The sequence below is a fragment of the Candidatus Eremiobacteraceae bacterium genome (genome assembly GCA_036511855.1).
Taxonomy (GTDB): Bacteria; Vulcanimicrobiota; Vulcanimicrobiia; order Eremiobacterales; family Eremiobacteraceae; genus JABCYQ01.
Genome location: DATCBN010000037.1, coordinates 1 through 14971, shown reverse-complemented (window position 1 = coordinate 14971; position 14971 = coordinate 1). Strand labels below are relative to the sequence as shown.

The following is a 14971-nucleotide window of genomic DNA, read 5'->3' as shown; positions in this document are numbered from 1 at the left end:
ATCAATACGTCGTCGGATCGCCCGAGGCGCGCGGCGTCTGTGCCGATCGAGGCATACCGCTGAGCCGGATCCACGACCTCGGCCTTCCGATCCGCTTTGGTTTTGAGCCGGGCAACGCTCAGCGTGGTCCGGCAAAGCGCGCGCTCGACCTCGACCCAAGCCGGCAGACGTTGCTCGTCATGGCGGGCGGCGAAGGCGGCGGACGAGTGCCCAAATTACTGCACGACGTCGCGCCTGTGATCCGCGATCTCGATCTGCAAGTGGTCGCGATAGCCGGCAAGAACTCGGGTCTGCGCCGCAAGCTTTCTTCGATGGGCGAAATGATCGGCCGCGATGCCCGCATACTGGGCTTCGTCGAAAATATCGCGGAGTATATGAGGGCGGCGGACGTGCTGCTCACCAAAGCCGGGCCGGGGACGATCGCCGAAGCCGCGGCGTCCGGGCTTCCGGTGATATTGTGCGACTACATATCGGGGCAAGAGGCCGGCAATCTGGATTACGTCAAATCGAGACGATCCGGCGTGGTGGCGTTAGAGTCCGATGCTGTGGCCGCGGCGCTGCGCAGGCTGTTCGGCGTGGCCGGCATGGGCGAGCTCGACCGCATGCGCGAGCGTGCGCTCATGAGCGCGCGCCCGGACGCCGCTCGTTTGATCGCACGTTTTCTGCTCGACCTATTGGAAAGCACGGCGCCGGTACTCGCCTAGCCGGACGTCATTCCTTCAGCAACCCCTTCACGCCACCGTGAAAAGCGAGGGTGGCAGCGCCTACGGCGCCGGCGTCGTTGCCTAGTTGTGCGGAGACGATCTTTGTCTTTCCGCGCGGGGACATGATGGTCAATGCGTCCACCAGCGCGGTGAGCGGAATCGAAAGTATTTTCTTGTCCGCTTGACCTGCACCGCCGCCCAACGCGATGACTTCAGGATTCATGAACGCGACGATGTTGGAGACGCCGATGGCAAGATCCGACATCCAACGATTCCATGCCGCCGTCGCGTGCAGATCGCCGCGCACCATCGCTTCGCGAATGCCCTTCGATCCCCACGTGGCCGAATCGCCGGCGAGAAGCGTGCTGCGCGGAAACGAGGGCGCGATCGCGAGCGCGTGGCGGATGAGGCCCGTGCCGGAGGCTTGCGCTTCAAAACATCCCGTCTTGCCGCACGTGCAGATGAAACCGGCGTCAGGCCGGATCTGATGATGACCCAACTCGCCGGCGCCCATCGAAGCCCCGATCACCAGCTTGCCGTTGGCGATGAAGCCGCCCCCGATACCCGTGCCAAGCGTGATCAACGCGAAGTCGCGCGCGCCGCGGCCGGTTCCGTGGTCGGCCTCGCCCAGCGTGGCGCAGCGCGCGTCGTTGAGGATGTGCACCTGCCGGCCGATCCGTTTGGCCAACATCTTGCCGAGAGGAACGTTGCGCCAGCCGAAGTTGGGAGAGTAGCGGATATCGCCGTTGCGCTCGTCGATGCTGCCAGGTGAGCCAAGGCCGATGCCTGCGACGTCCTTGCCTTTGACCGACTTCAGCGCTTTGCCGATGACGTTTGCGACCTCGCCGACCACATACGCGGCGTCGAGCGAACTCAAATCGCGCTTGAACTTGTCGAGGATCTTGCCCTTCGAGTCGACGACGGCGGCCATGGTGTGTGAACCGCCAAGATCGACGCCGATCGCGTATTTCATGCGTTTCCCCCGGCCCGACGTTTAACATATAGAAAGCGCGGAACCTTCAGTGCCGCGCCTTACGAAATGTGTGGTGCCCAGGACAGGACTCGAACCTGCACCGGTGTTACCCGACTAGCCCCTCAAACTAGCGCGTCTACCAATTCCGCCACCTGGGCACGAACGGCCAGCAGCAGCCGGCCGGTTCGACGGGAACGATTATACCATTACCGGACGTTCGGGTCTAGTGCGTCGCGCAGACCATCTCCCATATAGTTGATCGCCAACACCGTCACGAATATGCACAGTCCCGGATAGACCGCGGCCCACCATGCGATGGTGATATTCTCTTGAGCGTTTGCGAGCATGCTGCCCCATGATGCTGTCGGCGGCTGGATGCCAAAACTCAAGAACGACAGCACCGATTCAAGGATGATGACGTTGGCGACATCCAACGTCGCTTGAACGATGATCGGCGCCATGGCGTTGGGCAACAGGTGGCGGAACATGATCCGGAAATTTCCGCTGCCGATGGCGCGCGCCGCCTCGCAGAATTCTTTCTCGCGCAGACTTAAGAACGATCCGCGCACGAGGCGCGCGACCGGCATCCACGAGAGGAATCCGATGATGAGCACGATCGATTCGAAGTTGAGCGCCGCGCGGGTGGATTCCGCAGCCACGATCGCCGTGAGCACGAGCAAGAGCGGCAGCAGCGGAATGCATAGGAACGCATCGGTGATGCGCATCAGCACGCCGTCGACCCAGCCGCCGAAATAGCCGGCGAGCGCGCCGATGAACGTGCCGAGCAGCACTTCGATGACGACGGCGGTCAATCCGATGGTCAGCGAGATTCGCCCGCCGAACAACAGCCGCGCCCAAAGATCGCGGCCGATCTCGTCGGTGCCGAGCCAGTGACCGGCCACGCCGGGCGCAAGCGGGCTGCCCTGCCACGCGTTGTCGATCGCGTTAGGGTCGAAATGCGTGAGGAATGGCGCGAAGACGGCGCCGATGACGATCAACGTCAGCACGACCGCGCCGGCCAATGCTAGGCGGTGGCGTTGGAACTTCTTCCATGTCAGGTGCCGGTCGCGCGCATATTCGTCCTCGAGTGCGAGCGCCGCGTGCGGCAGCAGCGAGGAGGGTAACGGCGGATCTGTCTGCAGCTTCGGTGATGTGGCCATGTCAGTCGTATTTGACCCGCGGGTCGAGCCAGCCGTATGCGAGATCGGCGAGCAGGTTGAACAAAACGACCAGCACCGAGATCAGCATGAGATAACCCATCAAAAGATGGAAATCTTGCTGCAGCAGCGCGGTGATGAACAAGCGGCCCATGCCCGGCCATGCGAAAATGGATTCCGTGACCACTGCGCCGCTCACGAGGCCCGGCAGGCTGAGCGCGATGATCGTCACCACCGGCATGAGGCCGTTCTTCATGCCGTGCTTGAAGAGGATCTGCATGAAGGTGAGACCCTTTGCGGCCGCCGTGCGCATGTAGTCCGTATGCAGCACTTCCTGCATGGATGCGCGGGTGAAGCGCGACCACGTCGCGATGTTGAGCAACGCGAGCGCCGTCACGGGCATGATGAGGTGACGTACGCGGTCGACGAAGTCGCCGCCGTCGGTGGACATGATGCCGGCCGAAGGCAAGTTGATGTCGAGCCGGTATCCGAGAAATGCGTAGCCGGGCGGCGGAATGTGGATGCCGTTGACCGCGAACGCCATCTGCATCATGATCGCGAGCCAGAAGACGGGCATCGACATGCCGAAGAACGCGAAGGTGGTCACGAAGTAGTCGAACATCGAATACGGCTTCACGGCGGCCAATATGCCAAACGTGACGCCGATGAGCAGCGAGACGAGGAACGATATCCCCATCAGCTCGAGGGTGGCAGGGAGCCGTTCCATGATCGCGTCGGTGACGCTGGTCGAGTTCACTTGCGACCAGCCAAGATCGCCACGCAACGTGTGACCAAGCCAGTCGAAGTACTGCACGTAGAGCGGGCGGTCGAGGCCGAAGTTATGCTTGAGGCGTTCGATGTCGGCGGCGGTGATGTGCGGATTTTGCATGTATGCCGCGAGGGGGCCGCCCGGCATCTTGTTGAGGATCAGGAACATCATCACGCTGATGAGGAACAACAGCGGCAGAGCTTGCAGCGTGCGGCGAAGAGTGTAATTCAGCATCGGTCCTCGGGCCGTTCTCGATTCGGTCCGCTAAAGTTCGTCCGGACGCGAACGGCGGCCTTCCCGGCAGGTCATACGAAGGGACTAGGGCGGGGGAGGCGTGCCTCGCACGGGCACATGAAGATCGAGCGAGTTGATCCAGCCGTAATGCCCTTTGTAGCGCCCAGTCGATAGCTTGATGCCGACGGCGTCTGCGTCGCCCGCCGAAAATCTCTGATGCACGACGCGTTCGCGGCAAGCGACGACGACCGCCGCCGTTCCGGCGGCGACGAGCAACGTATGCCGCAAAACGTCGTCCGTCTTGTACTTGCCGGCCGTGTAGTCGGTCAGTCGCTGCATGGAATCCCACACGAACACATCGGGGTCCATCGATTGCGATGCGAGCACCACGTGATTTCCGCGAGCGGACACGCATGCGGACGCAGAACTAGAATTGCTTGCGAGCGCGCAGACCAAAAAAAGAGACGCGACGAGCGGCCACCTGGGTTGCATTGTGCGCATTGTTCGCTCGGCCGGCATTGGCATCCCGCCATTTGTGCCACACGTCCGGTGCGGGATTGCGCCTGGCAGTGAGGCTATTCAGGCGAGCAGTTGGCGAAGCACGAACTGCAAGATGCCGTCGTGCCGGTAGTACTCCGCTTCATCCGGCGTTTCGATGCGTGCCACAGCGGAAAAGGCGATCCGCTGGCCGTCCGGCGCGACCGCGGTGATGTCTAGAGTTTTGCGCGGCGCGACGCCGTCGGCGATGCCGCGTATCGAATAGGTCTCCTCGCCCGTCAAGCCGAGCTCTGTAGCGCTCTCGCCCGTTTGGAACTGCAGTGGGATGATGCCCATGCCGATAAGATTCGAACGATGGATGCGTTCGAACGATTCCGCGATCACCGCCCGCACTCCGAGCAGACGAGGCCCTTTGGCCGCCCAGTCGCGCGACGAGCCCGACCCGTACTCCTTGCCGGCGATGATGACGAGCGGCACGCCCTCATTCTGATATCGCTCGGCGGCGTCGAAAATGGTCATGGTCTCACCGCTTGGGAGATGACGCGTGAACCCGCCTTCGGTGGCGGGCGCCAGACGATTGCGCAATCGAACGTTGGCGAACGTGCCGCGCATCATCACTTCGTGGTTGCCGCGCCGGGCGCCATACGAATTGAAATCTTTCACCTCGATGCCGCGCTCGATCAGATACGCGCCGGCGGAGGTGTTCTTGCCGATGCTTCCTGCAGGCGAGATGTGATCGGTGGTGACGCTGTCGCCGAGCAGCGCCAGGACGCGCGCCCCGGAGATGTCGGCGCGCGGCGCCGGATTCCGTGCGACGCCTTCGAAGAATGGCGGCCGTTTGACGTACGTCGAGTCGGGCGCCCAACTGAACCGCGTGCCTTCCTGGATTTCGAGCGATTTCCAGTTGGCGTCGCCGCCGAACGCATCCGCGTACTGCCGGCGGAACATGGCTTCTGCGACGCACTCGGCCACGGTCGCGCCGATCTCCGCCGATGTCGGCCACAGATCGCGCATGAAGACGTCGGCGCCGCTCGTGTCCTTGCCGATGGGCTCGTGGATGGGATCCCATTCCATGCTGCCTGAGAGCGCGTACGCCACCACGAGCGGCGGCGACGCGAGATAGTTCGCCCGCACTTGTGGGTGAACGCGGCCTTCGAAGTTGCGGTTGCCGGAGAGCACCGAGCAGACGATCAAGTCGTTGTCGGTGATGGCTTGCGCTATGGGTTCGGAAAGCGGACCGCTGTTGCCGATGCACGTGGTGCAGCCGTAGCCGACCAGAAAAAATCCAAGCTTCTCCAAATACGGCGTGAGGCCGGCTTTGGCAAGATAGTCGGTGACCACTTTCGATCCCGGAGCGATCGAGGTCTTGACCCACGGTTTCGAACGAAGCCCGCGCTCGACTGCTTTTTTCGCCAGAAGGCCGGCAGCCACCATGACGCTGGGATTGGAAGTGTTCGTGCAACTGGTGATCGCCGCGATGACGACGGCGCCGTCCGCGAGATCGCGAGTGATCTCGCCGTCGCGATATGCGACGATACGCCGGTGCGCCATCGGAGACGCCGCCTCGTTGCCTTCGCCGTCGAACATGGTGGCGGCTGCGATCTTTGCCTCGCGGCGTTCGCTCATCTCGCCGAAGGCGTCGCAATACGTCTCCTTGCTCGCGGAGAGCGGCACGCGGTCTTGAGGGCGGCGCGGTCCGGCGATGCACGGCTCAACATCGGCCAGGTCGAGCGCGAGCGTGTCGGTGAAGTCCGGGTCGGGGGTTTCGTCGGTGCGAAAGAGGCCTTGCGCCTGCGTGTACGCTCGCACCATCTCGATGTGCTTGACCTCGCGGCCGGTCAGGCGCAAGTAGGTAAGCGTCTCTTCGTCGACCGGGAAAAACGCGACGGTGGCGCCGTACTCCGGGCACATGTTGCTCACGGTCGCGCGATCTGCAAGGCTTAAATTGCTCAAGCCTGCCCCGTAGAACTCCACAAATTTTCCCACCACGCCTTTACGGCGCAGCATCTCGGTGCACGTGAGCACAAGATCGGTGGCCGTGGCCCCTTCCCGCATCTTGCCGCTCAGCTTGAAACCGATGACGTCCGGAATAAGCATGGAGACGGGCTGGCCGAGCATGGCGGCTTCCGCCTCGATGCCCCCCACGCCCCACCCGAGCACGCCCAAGCCGTTGACCATGGTGGTGTGCGAATCGGTGCCGACGAGCGAATCCGGATAGGCGATCGTGGCGCCCGCGTCGTCAACCGTGAACACGACGCGCGCGAGATATTCAAGGTTGACCTGATGCACGATGCCTTGATCGGGCGGCAACGCGCGGAAACGGCGCAGCGCATGCTGGCCCCACTTGAGCAATTGGTAGCGTTCGCCATTGCGCTGGAACTCGAAGTCGGCGTTGATCGCGAACGCTTCGCGCGTGCCGTACGCGTCGGCGATGACCGAGTGGTCGATGACCAGCTCGACGTCCTGCAGCGGATTGATCTTGTCGGGATCGCCGCCCATCTCGGCCATCGCGTCGCGCATGGCGGCAAGATCGACGACGCACGGAACCCCTGTGAAGTCCTGGAGCAGCACTCGCGCGGGCCGGAATGCGATCTCGTGGTCGGACGGTATCTTTGAGTCCCAGGCCGCGAGCGCCGCGATCTGCTCTTTTGTGACCGAGCGTCCGTCTTCGTACCGGAGAAGATTTTCTACGAGAATTTTCAGCGAGAACGGAAGCCGCTTGACGCCCGGACCGGCCGCGTCGAGGTGATGATAGGCGATTTTTGCACCGCCCACATCCAGAATGGATCTGCTCCCAAAACTGTCGAGCCGAGTAGACATCGTTGTGCTCCGTTTCGCTACGAGAAACCCGGTTTGCCGTCGAAATTGTAAAGATTCTCCGTCTTGATGAAGTCCAAGCCGGCGTCCGCGACTCGCGCAAGTAGCTCGATCACCTGCCCGTGCGCCATGACGCCGCCGGATTTCTTGGAAAGAAAGCGACAGCGCCAGTGATCGGTGCAAAATGTTTCCGCAGCGCCGCCGGGCCATACTTTCGTGCCGCGATTCATGATCGCCGCGAGCTGAAAATCGCCGGCGACAGGTTGCAGCCGTTGACCGAGCTCGTCGGGCGCAGCGCTGGCGAGATCCAAGAAGACATCGACGCCGATGAGATCTTTCTTTTCCGGCACGCGCGACGATACGCCGGAAGCTTTATGTGCGGGAGCGTTGGCAGGATAGTTAGCCGGCTTGAGGGTGGCGGGCTTTTGACCCATCCGCGCGATCACTGCCAGCGCGAACTCCTTCGTGCCGACTTTCTCCTTGGACAGTCCGTCTTGGAAGATGTCATACGTGTGGACGCCGTCTTCGATGGTCTTCAGCCACGCGTTGTGCACCGTCGACGCGATGTCGACTTGCCCTATGTGGACCAACATCAGCACGCCGCCGAGCAGCAGACCCGATGGGTTGGCCATGTTCAGTCCGGCACGGCGCGGCGCGGAGCCGTGAATGGCTTCGAACATCGCAACCGTGTCGCCGATATTCGCGCTGCCGGCGAGCCCTACGGACCCGGCGATTTGGGCGGCGACGTCGGACAAGATGTCGCCGTACAGATTCGGAAGCACGAGGACGTCGAACGCCTCAGGAGTGTCCGCGAGCTTCGCGGCGCCGATGTCCACAATCCAATGCTCGTTTTGTATGTCCGGGTATTTGGCGGCGACCTGGTCGAAGATGCGATGAAACGTCCCATCGGTGATCTTCATGATGTTGTCTTTGGTGAAGCAGGTGACTTTCTTGCGTCCGTTGCGCCGCGCATATTCGAATGCGTAGCGCACGATTCTCTCGGAGCCGGGCCGCGAGATCAGCTTGAGGCACTCCGTCATGTCTTGCGTCTGGCGGTATTCGATGCCGCCGTAGACGTCTTCTTCGTTTTCGCGGATGATGACCACGTCCATCCCCGCGTGTTTCGTGCGCACGAACGGTGCGTAGGCCACGCACGGCCTCACATTGGCATACAAGCCGAACGTGGTGCGCGTGGTGACGTTCAGACTCTTGTAGCCGCCGCCTTGCGGCGTGGTGATCGGCGCTTTGTAGAACACTTTCGTGCGCCGCAGACTCTCCCACGCGTTCGCGGAAACGCCCGCTGCGTTTCCGGCGAGATAGACCTTCTCGCCCACCTCGATGACTTCGATGTCGAATCGTGCGCCGGCGGCGTGCATGATATCGAGGCTAGCGGTCATGATCTCGGGGCCGATGCCGTCGCCGTAGGCGACCGTAATGGGCGTGTTGGCGGACATGTATGTTCCTCTTCATGACGGGATTCGTCTCTCTTAGCATCGGCTCTTAGGGTCGGCTTGCGATGCCCCCTGCAGGTCGGCGCGACATTCGCCACAGAACCGATGCGACGAGATGAGAGACGACGTGATCTCGGCGCGCTTTGCGAATGTCAACAGCGCGACGGCAGCTATCGATTGGTTCACGAATCAGGCTCTGCCTGACGGCGCACTACGTATCTATGCGCAGCAGCCGAATGCAAGACCGCGCGCGCCGCGGGCCGGTGACAACATGCGCGCCGATGTTTCCTGGATCGTCGCCATCGATGTCGACCTTGCGAAAATCCCGAAAGCCGACGTGCTCGCGACGATGCGCCGCGAGGGCGGAGCGGTTTTGGCCGAGGTTCCAACCGGAATTTGACGGCCGGTGCCAGCGGATCCGGCCGCCGCAACGCGCGCGTTCTGCCCGTCGCGATCTTTCTCATCGCGGCGGGCGAACAACTGTGGCTTACTCAGCGATAAGCGATGCGAGCAGCAGTTGCGCGCCGCCGAAATGGAATGGCACGGGCGAGAAGCCACGCATCGCCGTGGTCCACTCGTCGTCCTTGAGCACGATGAGCGCCACCGGATCGCCGAGCCGGTCGAAGACGTAAAATGTCTGGGTCTCGTCGTCGTAGCGGTAGTCGTGGACCCGGCCCGGCGTCCGCCGCGGAGCGAGATAAAAGCCGCGCGGCGTGACTCGGTAAACGAGCGCGTCCGGATCGCCGGAACTCGCAAGGAGAGCGTCTACGACGATGCGGCGCGCCAGCGGCAACGCGCATACCGCGTCATTCAACGTGGATGCTCCTCGACTTCATGCTTGCACCACTCGTAGAGCGCGTCGTAGACCGGAAACTCCACGCGCAGCAATGCGTGATCGTCTCGATACACGGACGGCGAGAGTGCGTTGAAGCCGGCCGCCATGGCGTACAACCCGGCGGGCTTCCGGACACAGATGGCGCGCATCGGTGTCGGCGCCGCGCACGATGAGCGCTAGCCTGCGCAAGGCGGGATCGTCGAGTTCGTACTTGTCCAGCAAAGCGTCGAAGCTACAGCGGTCACCGTGATGACCGATGTCGGCGCCGGCGACATCGAACGGCAACGCGCCTGTGGTCTGCGCGAAACCGTCGACCTCTTTTGCGGGCACGAACACAAAATCGGCCTCTGCATCAATAAAGCGCAAGATGAGCCATGGACACGCCACGCGATCGACCTTGATCCGGTCGCGAGTAACCCAGCGCATTGGCCCGCCGTTCGCGCCGAACCGTCGAAAGCCTGGCAAGGCTGCAGCTTTGGCCGGCACGAATCTTCAGGCGATGATCATCGCAATCGGGCGCGAGTTAGGTTCCGGAGGCCGCGATGTCGGGGAACGCGTCGCCAACGGATTGCAGGCTGAACTGCTCGACAATCAGATCGTCGACTTGGTGGCGGCGAGGATCGGCGCGCCGGCTTCATTTGTGAAAGCGCGCGACGAGAACGTCGAGGGTTTCGTCGACCGCCTCTTTCGCGTCATCACCGCGGCGTATCCCGAAGCATACGGACCCGACGGCTTACCCGATTGGTCCGAAGAGCGCATGGTCCAATTGACGGCGAGCATCATCGAAGAGCACGCGCGCCGAGTGTCGTTGGTGGTGATCGGCCGCGGCGCGCCGGTTCTCCTCAAAGATCGCAAAGACGTGTTCCGCGTTTTTGTCGCGGGTTCGCTCGACGGCCGGATCGCTCGGCTCTGCCGCCGCACGGGCATCGGCCGCGACGATGCGCTTCGCGAGATCAAGAAGTCGGACCAGCATAGGGCCGCCTACATGCAGACCTACTATCAGAACAGTTGGCGCGATCCGGGCAACTACGATCTCGTGGTGAACACGGATCGGCTGGGCGTCGAAGTGGCGGCGGACATCATCTTGCACGCAGCCCGCTCACCGGTGGCGTAACGCAGAGCCCTGTATGAGGGCAAACCGTACTAGGGCAAGCATCGCTTGCCCAAAAATGGGTGAGCGTTGCTCACCCTAGTACGGTTGCCCTAAAACGACAAACGAAAGAAACGTAATTAGTCGCGGACTGCGGCGAGCGCTGGGCCGCCGCCTATCGCGCACACGGCCGCGGTATCCCAACGGATGCTCTCTTTGACGAAGCTATTGAATTCGCCGACCCGGACTTCGTTCAGCATCGCCAGCTCTTGCGCCGGCGTCACGAGCGGCTGGTCGAACAACGCGAGCTCCGCGTAGCGTCCGGCATTTGCGGCATTCCAATCCGAACTTAGCTCGATCTGCGCCGCGAGCGCGTCTCTGCCGCGCGAGAACTCTTCCCGCGAGAAGCCGTCCGCGGTTTCGTCGAGGATGCGCTTCATCTCACGCACGGCGGTGCCGGCGCGGCCGCGTCCGACGGCCGACAATGCGCTCATGACGCCCGACTCCACGTAGAAGTCCAACGTCGCGTACACCTCGTACGCTAGGCCAAGCCGCTCGCGCAAGCCGTCCCAGAGACGACTGCCGTCGCCGTCGCCAATGACCACTTGAGCGAGTTGCGCCCGAAGCACCGACTCGTAACCCTGCGCGTACGACGGCGTGGTGGTGGAAAGCGAGAACCAGACTTGCGACGTGTCGCTCCGCCGCAGCACTTTTGACCGCCGGCCCTGCGGGAAAACCGGCTCGATGACGTCCACCGGGTGGCGCCTCGGCATGGCTGCACCTTTGGAAGGCTGCCAACCACCGAAGTGCTCCCGCGCCGCGCCGAGCAGATCGCGATGCGACATGGGTCCGGCCATGCTCAGCACGGAGTTGCGCGGGTGGAAATAGCGGTTATGGAATCGGCGCACCTGGTCGCGCGTGATGACGCGCACGCTCGAACGGGTTCCGCCCGTGTCTCTCCCAAGCGGATGCGATCCCCACAATGCTCGATCGGCCAAAGACTCGATGCGCTTGCTCGGATCGTCCTCCCAATCGCGCAGCTCTTCGAGCACGACTTGGCGTTCGATCTCGACGTCGGCGCGATCGAATCGCGGCCGCTGCGACACGCTCGCCACCAAGCGAAGCGCATCGTCGACTTTCCCGGCCGGGACCGTTCCTGCGATCGTGATCGTCTCTTTGCCCGTGGTGGGGTCGAACCGGTTGCCGCAGCGCTGCATCGCAGCGGCCAGCTGCGGGCGCGAGTAGTCGTCGGTGGCCTTGAAGACAAGATGCTCGATGAAATGGGCGAGCCCGGGAGCGCGCGGCGGATCGTAGACCGAACCCGCGCGCACTGCGAACGAGATGCTCATCGTGTGGGCATTCGGCATAGGGGTGGTGACGACGCGAAGACCATTGCGCAGCCGGTGGAGGGCTGGGGTCGCGTTGTAGCGGCGGGCAGACATGGGAGTCCTTGAACTTTCTTTTAGTGGGCGAAATATGAATGCGGACATCCTATGTTCGCCGCGGGTCCTCCAATCGTCGCGTGGCGCAGGGACGAAAAATCGACGTTTGAGTCAGTTTTTGCGCCCAGGACCGTAGGAATTTTTGTTCATTCTTGGGATTGGGACCAAATGGCGGGACAACCGTTCAGCGAAGCGAACCGAGCCGCCTTCGCGCATCGTCAGCGTAAACCGGATGGAAATGAGGATTGACGGCAACCGCGAGCCGCAGGCGCTCGCGCGCTTCCGCCGCGTGGCCGGTATGCAGCGCGATCACTCCAGCGTGATACTGGATTCTTGAATCCTCGATGCCGGTCGCGACGGCCCGCACGGCGTGGGGCCGCGCTTCAATCCATTGACCATCCATGGCGAGTGCCCACGCGAGCGTGTCCTCGGCGAAGATATCGTCGCGCGCCGCGAGATCGCGCCTCGCGATGCGCACCGCATCGGCGAGCCGCTCGCCGTGTTCGCTTTCGTAGACGGCGATCGCGCGGTCGTTGATGCCGTTCGCGTTGCCTATCCGCTCGACGGCGCCGATCAGGTCGTCGGTCTCGCGCGCGCTTTCCGTGTCCCCAAGCGCCCGTTGCGCGTCGACCTTGTAGCCGAGCGTCTCGGGCAAGGGGATGAGATCCGCGCCGCGGTCCGCGGCGTCAAGGGCGTCGCGCCAGCGGTGTTCTGCGCAATAGAGGCGAGCAAGCGCGTTATACGCCTTCGCGTCGGTTGGAAAAATCGCCAGCGCCGCACGCTGATCGCGTTCGGCGGCCGCGACATCGCCCGCTTCGAACGCCAACTCGCCCGCGCGGAAATGATACCAAGCACGCGCTTCGGCGGGGTTGTCGAACACCGAATCGGCTTGCTGCATCCCGCGCGTGATGTGCGCGCGAGCAGCCTGGAGTTTACCGGTAAGCTCATCGTATCGGGCCACCGTCGACTCCCACGTCGCGTCGAGATACGGACTGGGCTGTTTGCCGAGCAGGGACGCCGCGGCGTCATATTCCCCAAGTTCCATGTCGGTCGACGCGAGGGTTGCTGCAGCGCCGGTGCTCCACGGCTGCATCCGGACGACGTCCGCGTCGTACGTTTGCGCATCGCGGAATTTGTGGAGCGCAAGCGCGACCGATGCGAGCGCGCTCTCGGCGCCTGAGTTTTCTCGTGGTTGAATCTTGAGAGAACGCTGCGCGGCGACGCGTGCGCGCCGTAGATCGCCGATATCGCCGCGCTCGCGGAACCGCATCAGATACTGGCTTGCGAGCATGCGCGCCATGATCTGATCGCCCGGCGACCGTCGCACCGCGCCTTCGTAGAACTCCACGAAGTGGTCACGCTGCAGATAATCCTGCGTGACCGGCGCCGGCGTGAATTCCACCGAGGCTGTGGCCACGTCGTCGGAAGCCGTTCGATGCGCCACGAACGCGGGCCACCCCGCCAACGCTGCGAACGCGAGGCAGAGGAGGGCGACGGTGACCCGGGTTCTCATCGCGGCGGACGCCTCCTAGTACGGGGCGTTGACGTATGGGAACGTGCTGCCGTAGCTCTGGAACGTGCCTTCGCCGTTCGAGAGGTTCTGGTCGGACAGACACCATGACTCGTGACCGTCGTCGGGCACGACGCCCAGCGCCGACAACGTGTTGCCGAAGATCGCGCCAAGCGAGATCTTGACGACGTCGTCGTTGAGCCAGCGGCCCCCGAATGTATTTCCGGTGGCTCCGCCTGTCTCGATGCCGAGATACGCGCCGTACTGGCCGGCCGGTGATCCGCCTGCAGGCAAGTTCACACTCATGTCGGCTTTCACTTCATCCGGAAACAGGATGCCGGAGAGCGCTGTCGTCGTCGCAGTATCGCGGCCCGCTACGCCCGTCATGAAACCGGTGACGGCCGTCTGCAGCGTGCTGTCGTTGTTGGGTGTCGAGCGATTAGTCGCGTCGTGGTTGGCAAACGACTCGAACACCTCTTTGATCGCCGGCCGCGAAAGCCGCTCGATCTGTTGGTAGGTCTGCGTCCGGGGTGGCCGCGGCGCCGCGGTGTTGTGACTGCAACCCACAGCCACGACGGCGAGCATCGCCAGTGCGGTCGCTCTTGCAATTGAGATTCGCATTTCTTTTCGTGCTCCTATTGTCCGGTGACGGTGCTGGTCGTGGCCCACACGCCGATCGGACCGCTGCCGAGCATCGACTTGGGCACTTCGGCGACGATGGCCAATACGTTGAAGCCATTCGATGAGAGGATGTCTTGCGCCGGAGTCGTCGCACAGTTGGTGCCGTGCAACGTGTTGAACGCCGTAGAGAAGCCTTGGAAGCCCAGGCCCGGATCCGGCGGTGCGGGATTCGGCTGATTCTGGTAGTTGCGATCCGGGATGATCTGGAAGAAGCGGGCGAGATCGAAGAAGAACGGATCTTTAGCGGGTCCGGCCCAGACTCGCGCGCCGTTGCCCAACGCGCTTGAAACCGTGTTGTACTGCACCGAACCGGCCTTCGTCACGAACTTCGAATTCGTGCCGACGACGATGGGCGCCGCAGGACCGAAGACGTTCAACGTCTGTGCGGCGCCTGCACCGACTGCTTGCACTTGCAGCACCGTGTCTTCGACCCCGTCACCGTTGCTGTCGATCTTGAATTGATACATGACGGCGGGGTCGAAAAACGTCGACGGGCCGGATCCGGTGGGAATGAGCGGATGGACGTCCATCTGAAGGACGACGTTGCTTGCGTTGTCCGGCGCTTGATAGACGAATACGTCGGTGATGTCGCCGCCCGGGCGAGCGACCGTCGTCGGCGAATCCTGGTGATCCGACGCCGCCGCGCGGTGACCCGTGTAGAGAAATGCGGCTGCTGCGAGCGCGACGATGGCTGTCGCACCGCCGGCAAACCGCTTGAAACCCTGGTTCATCGTTTTACCTCCGGTTTGTTCGACGGCCGCGCCATGCGCGGACGCCAGTATCGGCTGGGCGAGCCCGGCCGCTTCACGC

Annotated in this window: 15 protein-coding genes and 1 tRNA gene; 3 read left to right on the top strand and 13 right to left on the bottom strand. The window is 63.0% G+C overall.

Annotation, left to right across the window (positions count from 1 at the left end):
- A partial coding sequence (locus VII69_05315) for a glycosyltransferase (protein HEY5094524.1) occupies positions 1 to 704 on the top strand: 704 nt, incomplete at its 5' end.
- Between the two features lie 7 nt (positions 705 to 711).
- Here the strand turns inward: VII69_05315 and VII69_05310 are convergent.
- The 7 genes from VII69_05310 to VII69_05280 form a co-directional block, all read right to left on the bottom strand.
- Positions 712 to 1677 carry an ROK family protein gene (locus VII69_05310; GenBank protein ID HEY5094523.1) on the bottom strand — a complete coding sequence of 322 codons (966 nt, stop codon included), beginning with the start codon at positions 1675 to 1677 and terminating at the stop codon, positions 712 to 714.
- 71 nt (positions 1678 to 1748) lie between these two features.
- A tRNA-Leu gene (locus VII69_05305) sits at positions 1749 to 1835 on the bottom strand.
- A 48-nt stretch (positions 1836 to 1883) separates the two neighbouring features.
- Positions 1884 to 2837, bottom strand: coding sequence for an ABC transporter permease (locus VII69_05300; protein ID HEY5094522.1), 954 nt, complete (start codon positions 2835 to 2837; stop codon positions 1884 to 1886).
- Position 2838: 1 nt separating this feature from the next.
- The gene (locus tag VII69_05295; GenBank protein HEY5094521.1) at positions 2839 to 3837 is read right to left on the bottom strand and encodes an ABC transporter permease; all 999 of its coding nucleotides are present in this window, start codon (positions 3835 to 3837) and stop codon (positions 2839 to 2841) included.
- 84 nt (positions 3838 to 3921) lie between these two features.
- Positions 3922 to 4248, bottom strand: a complete 327-nt coding sequence (locus VII69_05290) for a hypothetical protein (GenBank protein ID HEY5094520.1) — start codon at positions 4246 to 4248, stop codon at positions 3922 to 3924.
- Between the two features lie 168 nt (positions 4249 to 4416).
- Complete coding sequence (gene acnA, locus VII69_05285; GenBank protein HEY5094519.1) at positions 4417 to 7155, bottom strand: aconitate hydratase AcnA; 2739 nt, start codon at positions 7153 to 7155, stop codon at positions 4417 to 4419.
- A 17-nt stretch (positions 7156 to 7172) separates the two neighbouring features.
- Complete coding sequence (locus VII69_05280) at positions 7173 to 8606, bottom strand: NADP-dependent isocitrate dehydrogenase (GenBank protein ID HEY5094518.1); 1434 nt, start codon at positions 8604 to 8606, stop codon at positions 7173 to 7175.
- A gap of 112 nt (positions 8607 to 8718) precedes the next feature.
- Here VII69_05280 and VII69_05275 point away from each other — a divergent pair, with 112 nt between their 5' ends.
- Positions 8719 to 9003, top strand: coding sequence for a hypothetical protein (locus VII69_05275; GenBank protein ID HEY5094517.1), 285 nt, complete (start codon positions 8719 to 8721; stop codon positions 9001 to 9003).
- 87 nt (positions 9004 to 9090) lie between these two features.
- Here the strand turns inward: VII69_05275 and VII69_05270 are convergent, their stop codons facing one another.
- The gene (locus VII69_05270) at positions 9091 to 9417 is read right to left on the bottom strand and encodes a hypothetical protein (GenBank protein HEY5094516.1); all 327 of its coding nucleotides are present in this window, start codon (positions 9415 to 9417) and stop codon (positions 9091 to 9093) included.
- A gap of 18 nt (positions 9418 to 9435) precedes the next feature.
- Complete coding sequence (locus VII69_05265; GenBank protein ID HEY5094515.1) at positions 9436 to 9864, bottom strand: chromate resistance protein ChrB domain-containing protein; 429 nt, start codon at positions 9862 to 9864, stop codon at positions 9436 to 9438.
- A 73-nt stretch (positions 9865 to 9937) separates the two neighbouring features.
- Between VII69_05265 and VII69_05260 the strand changes: the two genes are divergently transcribed.
- Complete coding sequence (locus tag VII69_05260) at positions 9938 to 10552, top strand: cytidylate kinase-like family protein (GenBank protein HEY5094514.1); 615 nt, start codon at positions 9938 to 9940, stop codon at positions 10550 to 10552.
- Positions 10553 to 10668: 116 nt separating this feature from the next.
- On the opposite strand, the gene VII69_05255 is transcribed toward VII69_05260, so the two are convergent.
- The 4 genes from VII69_05255 to VII69_05240 form a co-directional block, all read right to left on the bottom strand.
- Positions 10669 to 11970: a pitrilysin family protein gene (locus VII69_05255; GenBank protein HEY5094513.1), complete on the bottom strand. Its 1302-nt coding sequence runs from the start codon at positions 11968 to 11970 to the stop codon at positions 10669 to 10671.
- 184 nt (positions 11971 to 12154) lie between these two features.
- The gene (locus VII69_05250) at positions 12155 to 13483 is read right to left on the bottom strand and encodes a hypothetical protein (protein HEY5094512.1); all 1329 of its coding nucleotides are present in this window, start codon (positions 13481 to 13483) and stop codon (positions 12155 to 12157) included.
- Between the two features lie 15 nt (positions 13484 to 13498).
- Positions 13499 to 14101, bottom strand: coding sequence for a DUF4331 family protein (locus VII69_05245; GenBank protein ID HEY5094511.1), 603 nt, complete (start codon positions 14099 to 14101; stop codon positions 13499 to 13501).
- A 14-nt stretch (positions 14102 to 14115) separates the two neighbouring features.
- The coding region (locus VII69_05240; GenBank protein ID HEY5094510.1) for a DUF4331 family protein at positions 14116 to 14971 on the bottom strand (856 nt) is incomplete at its 5' end.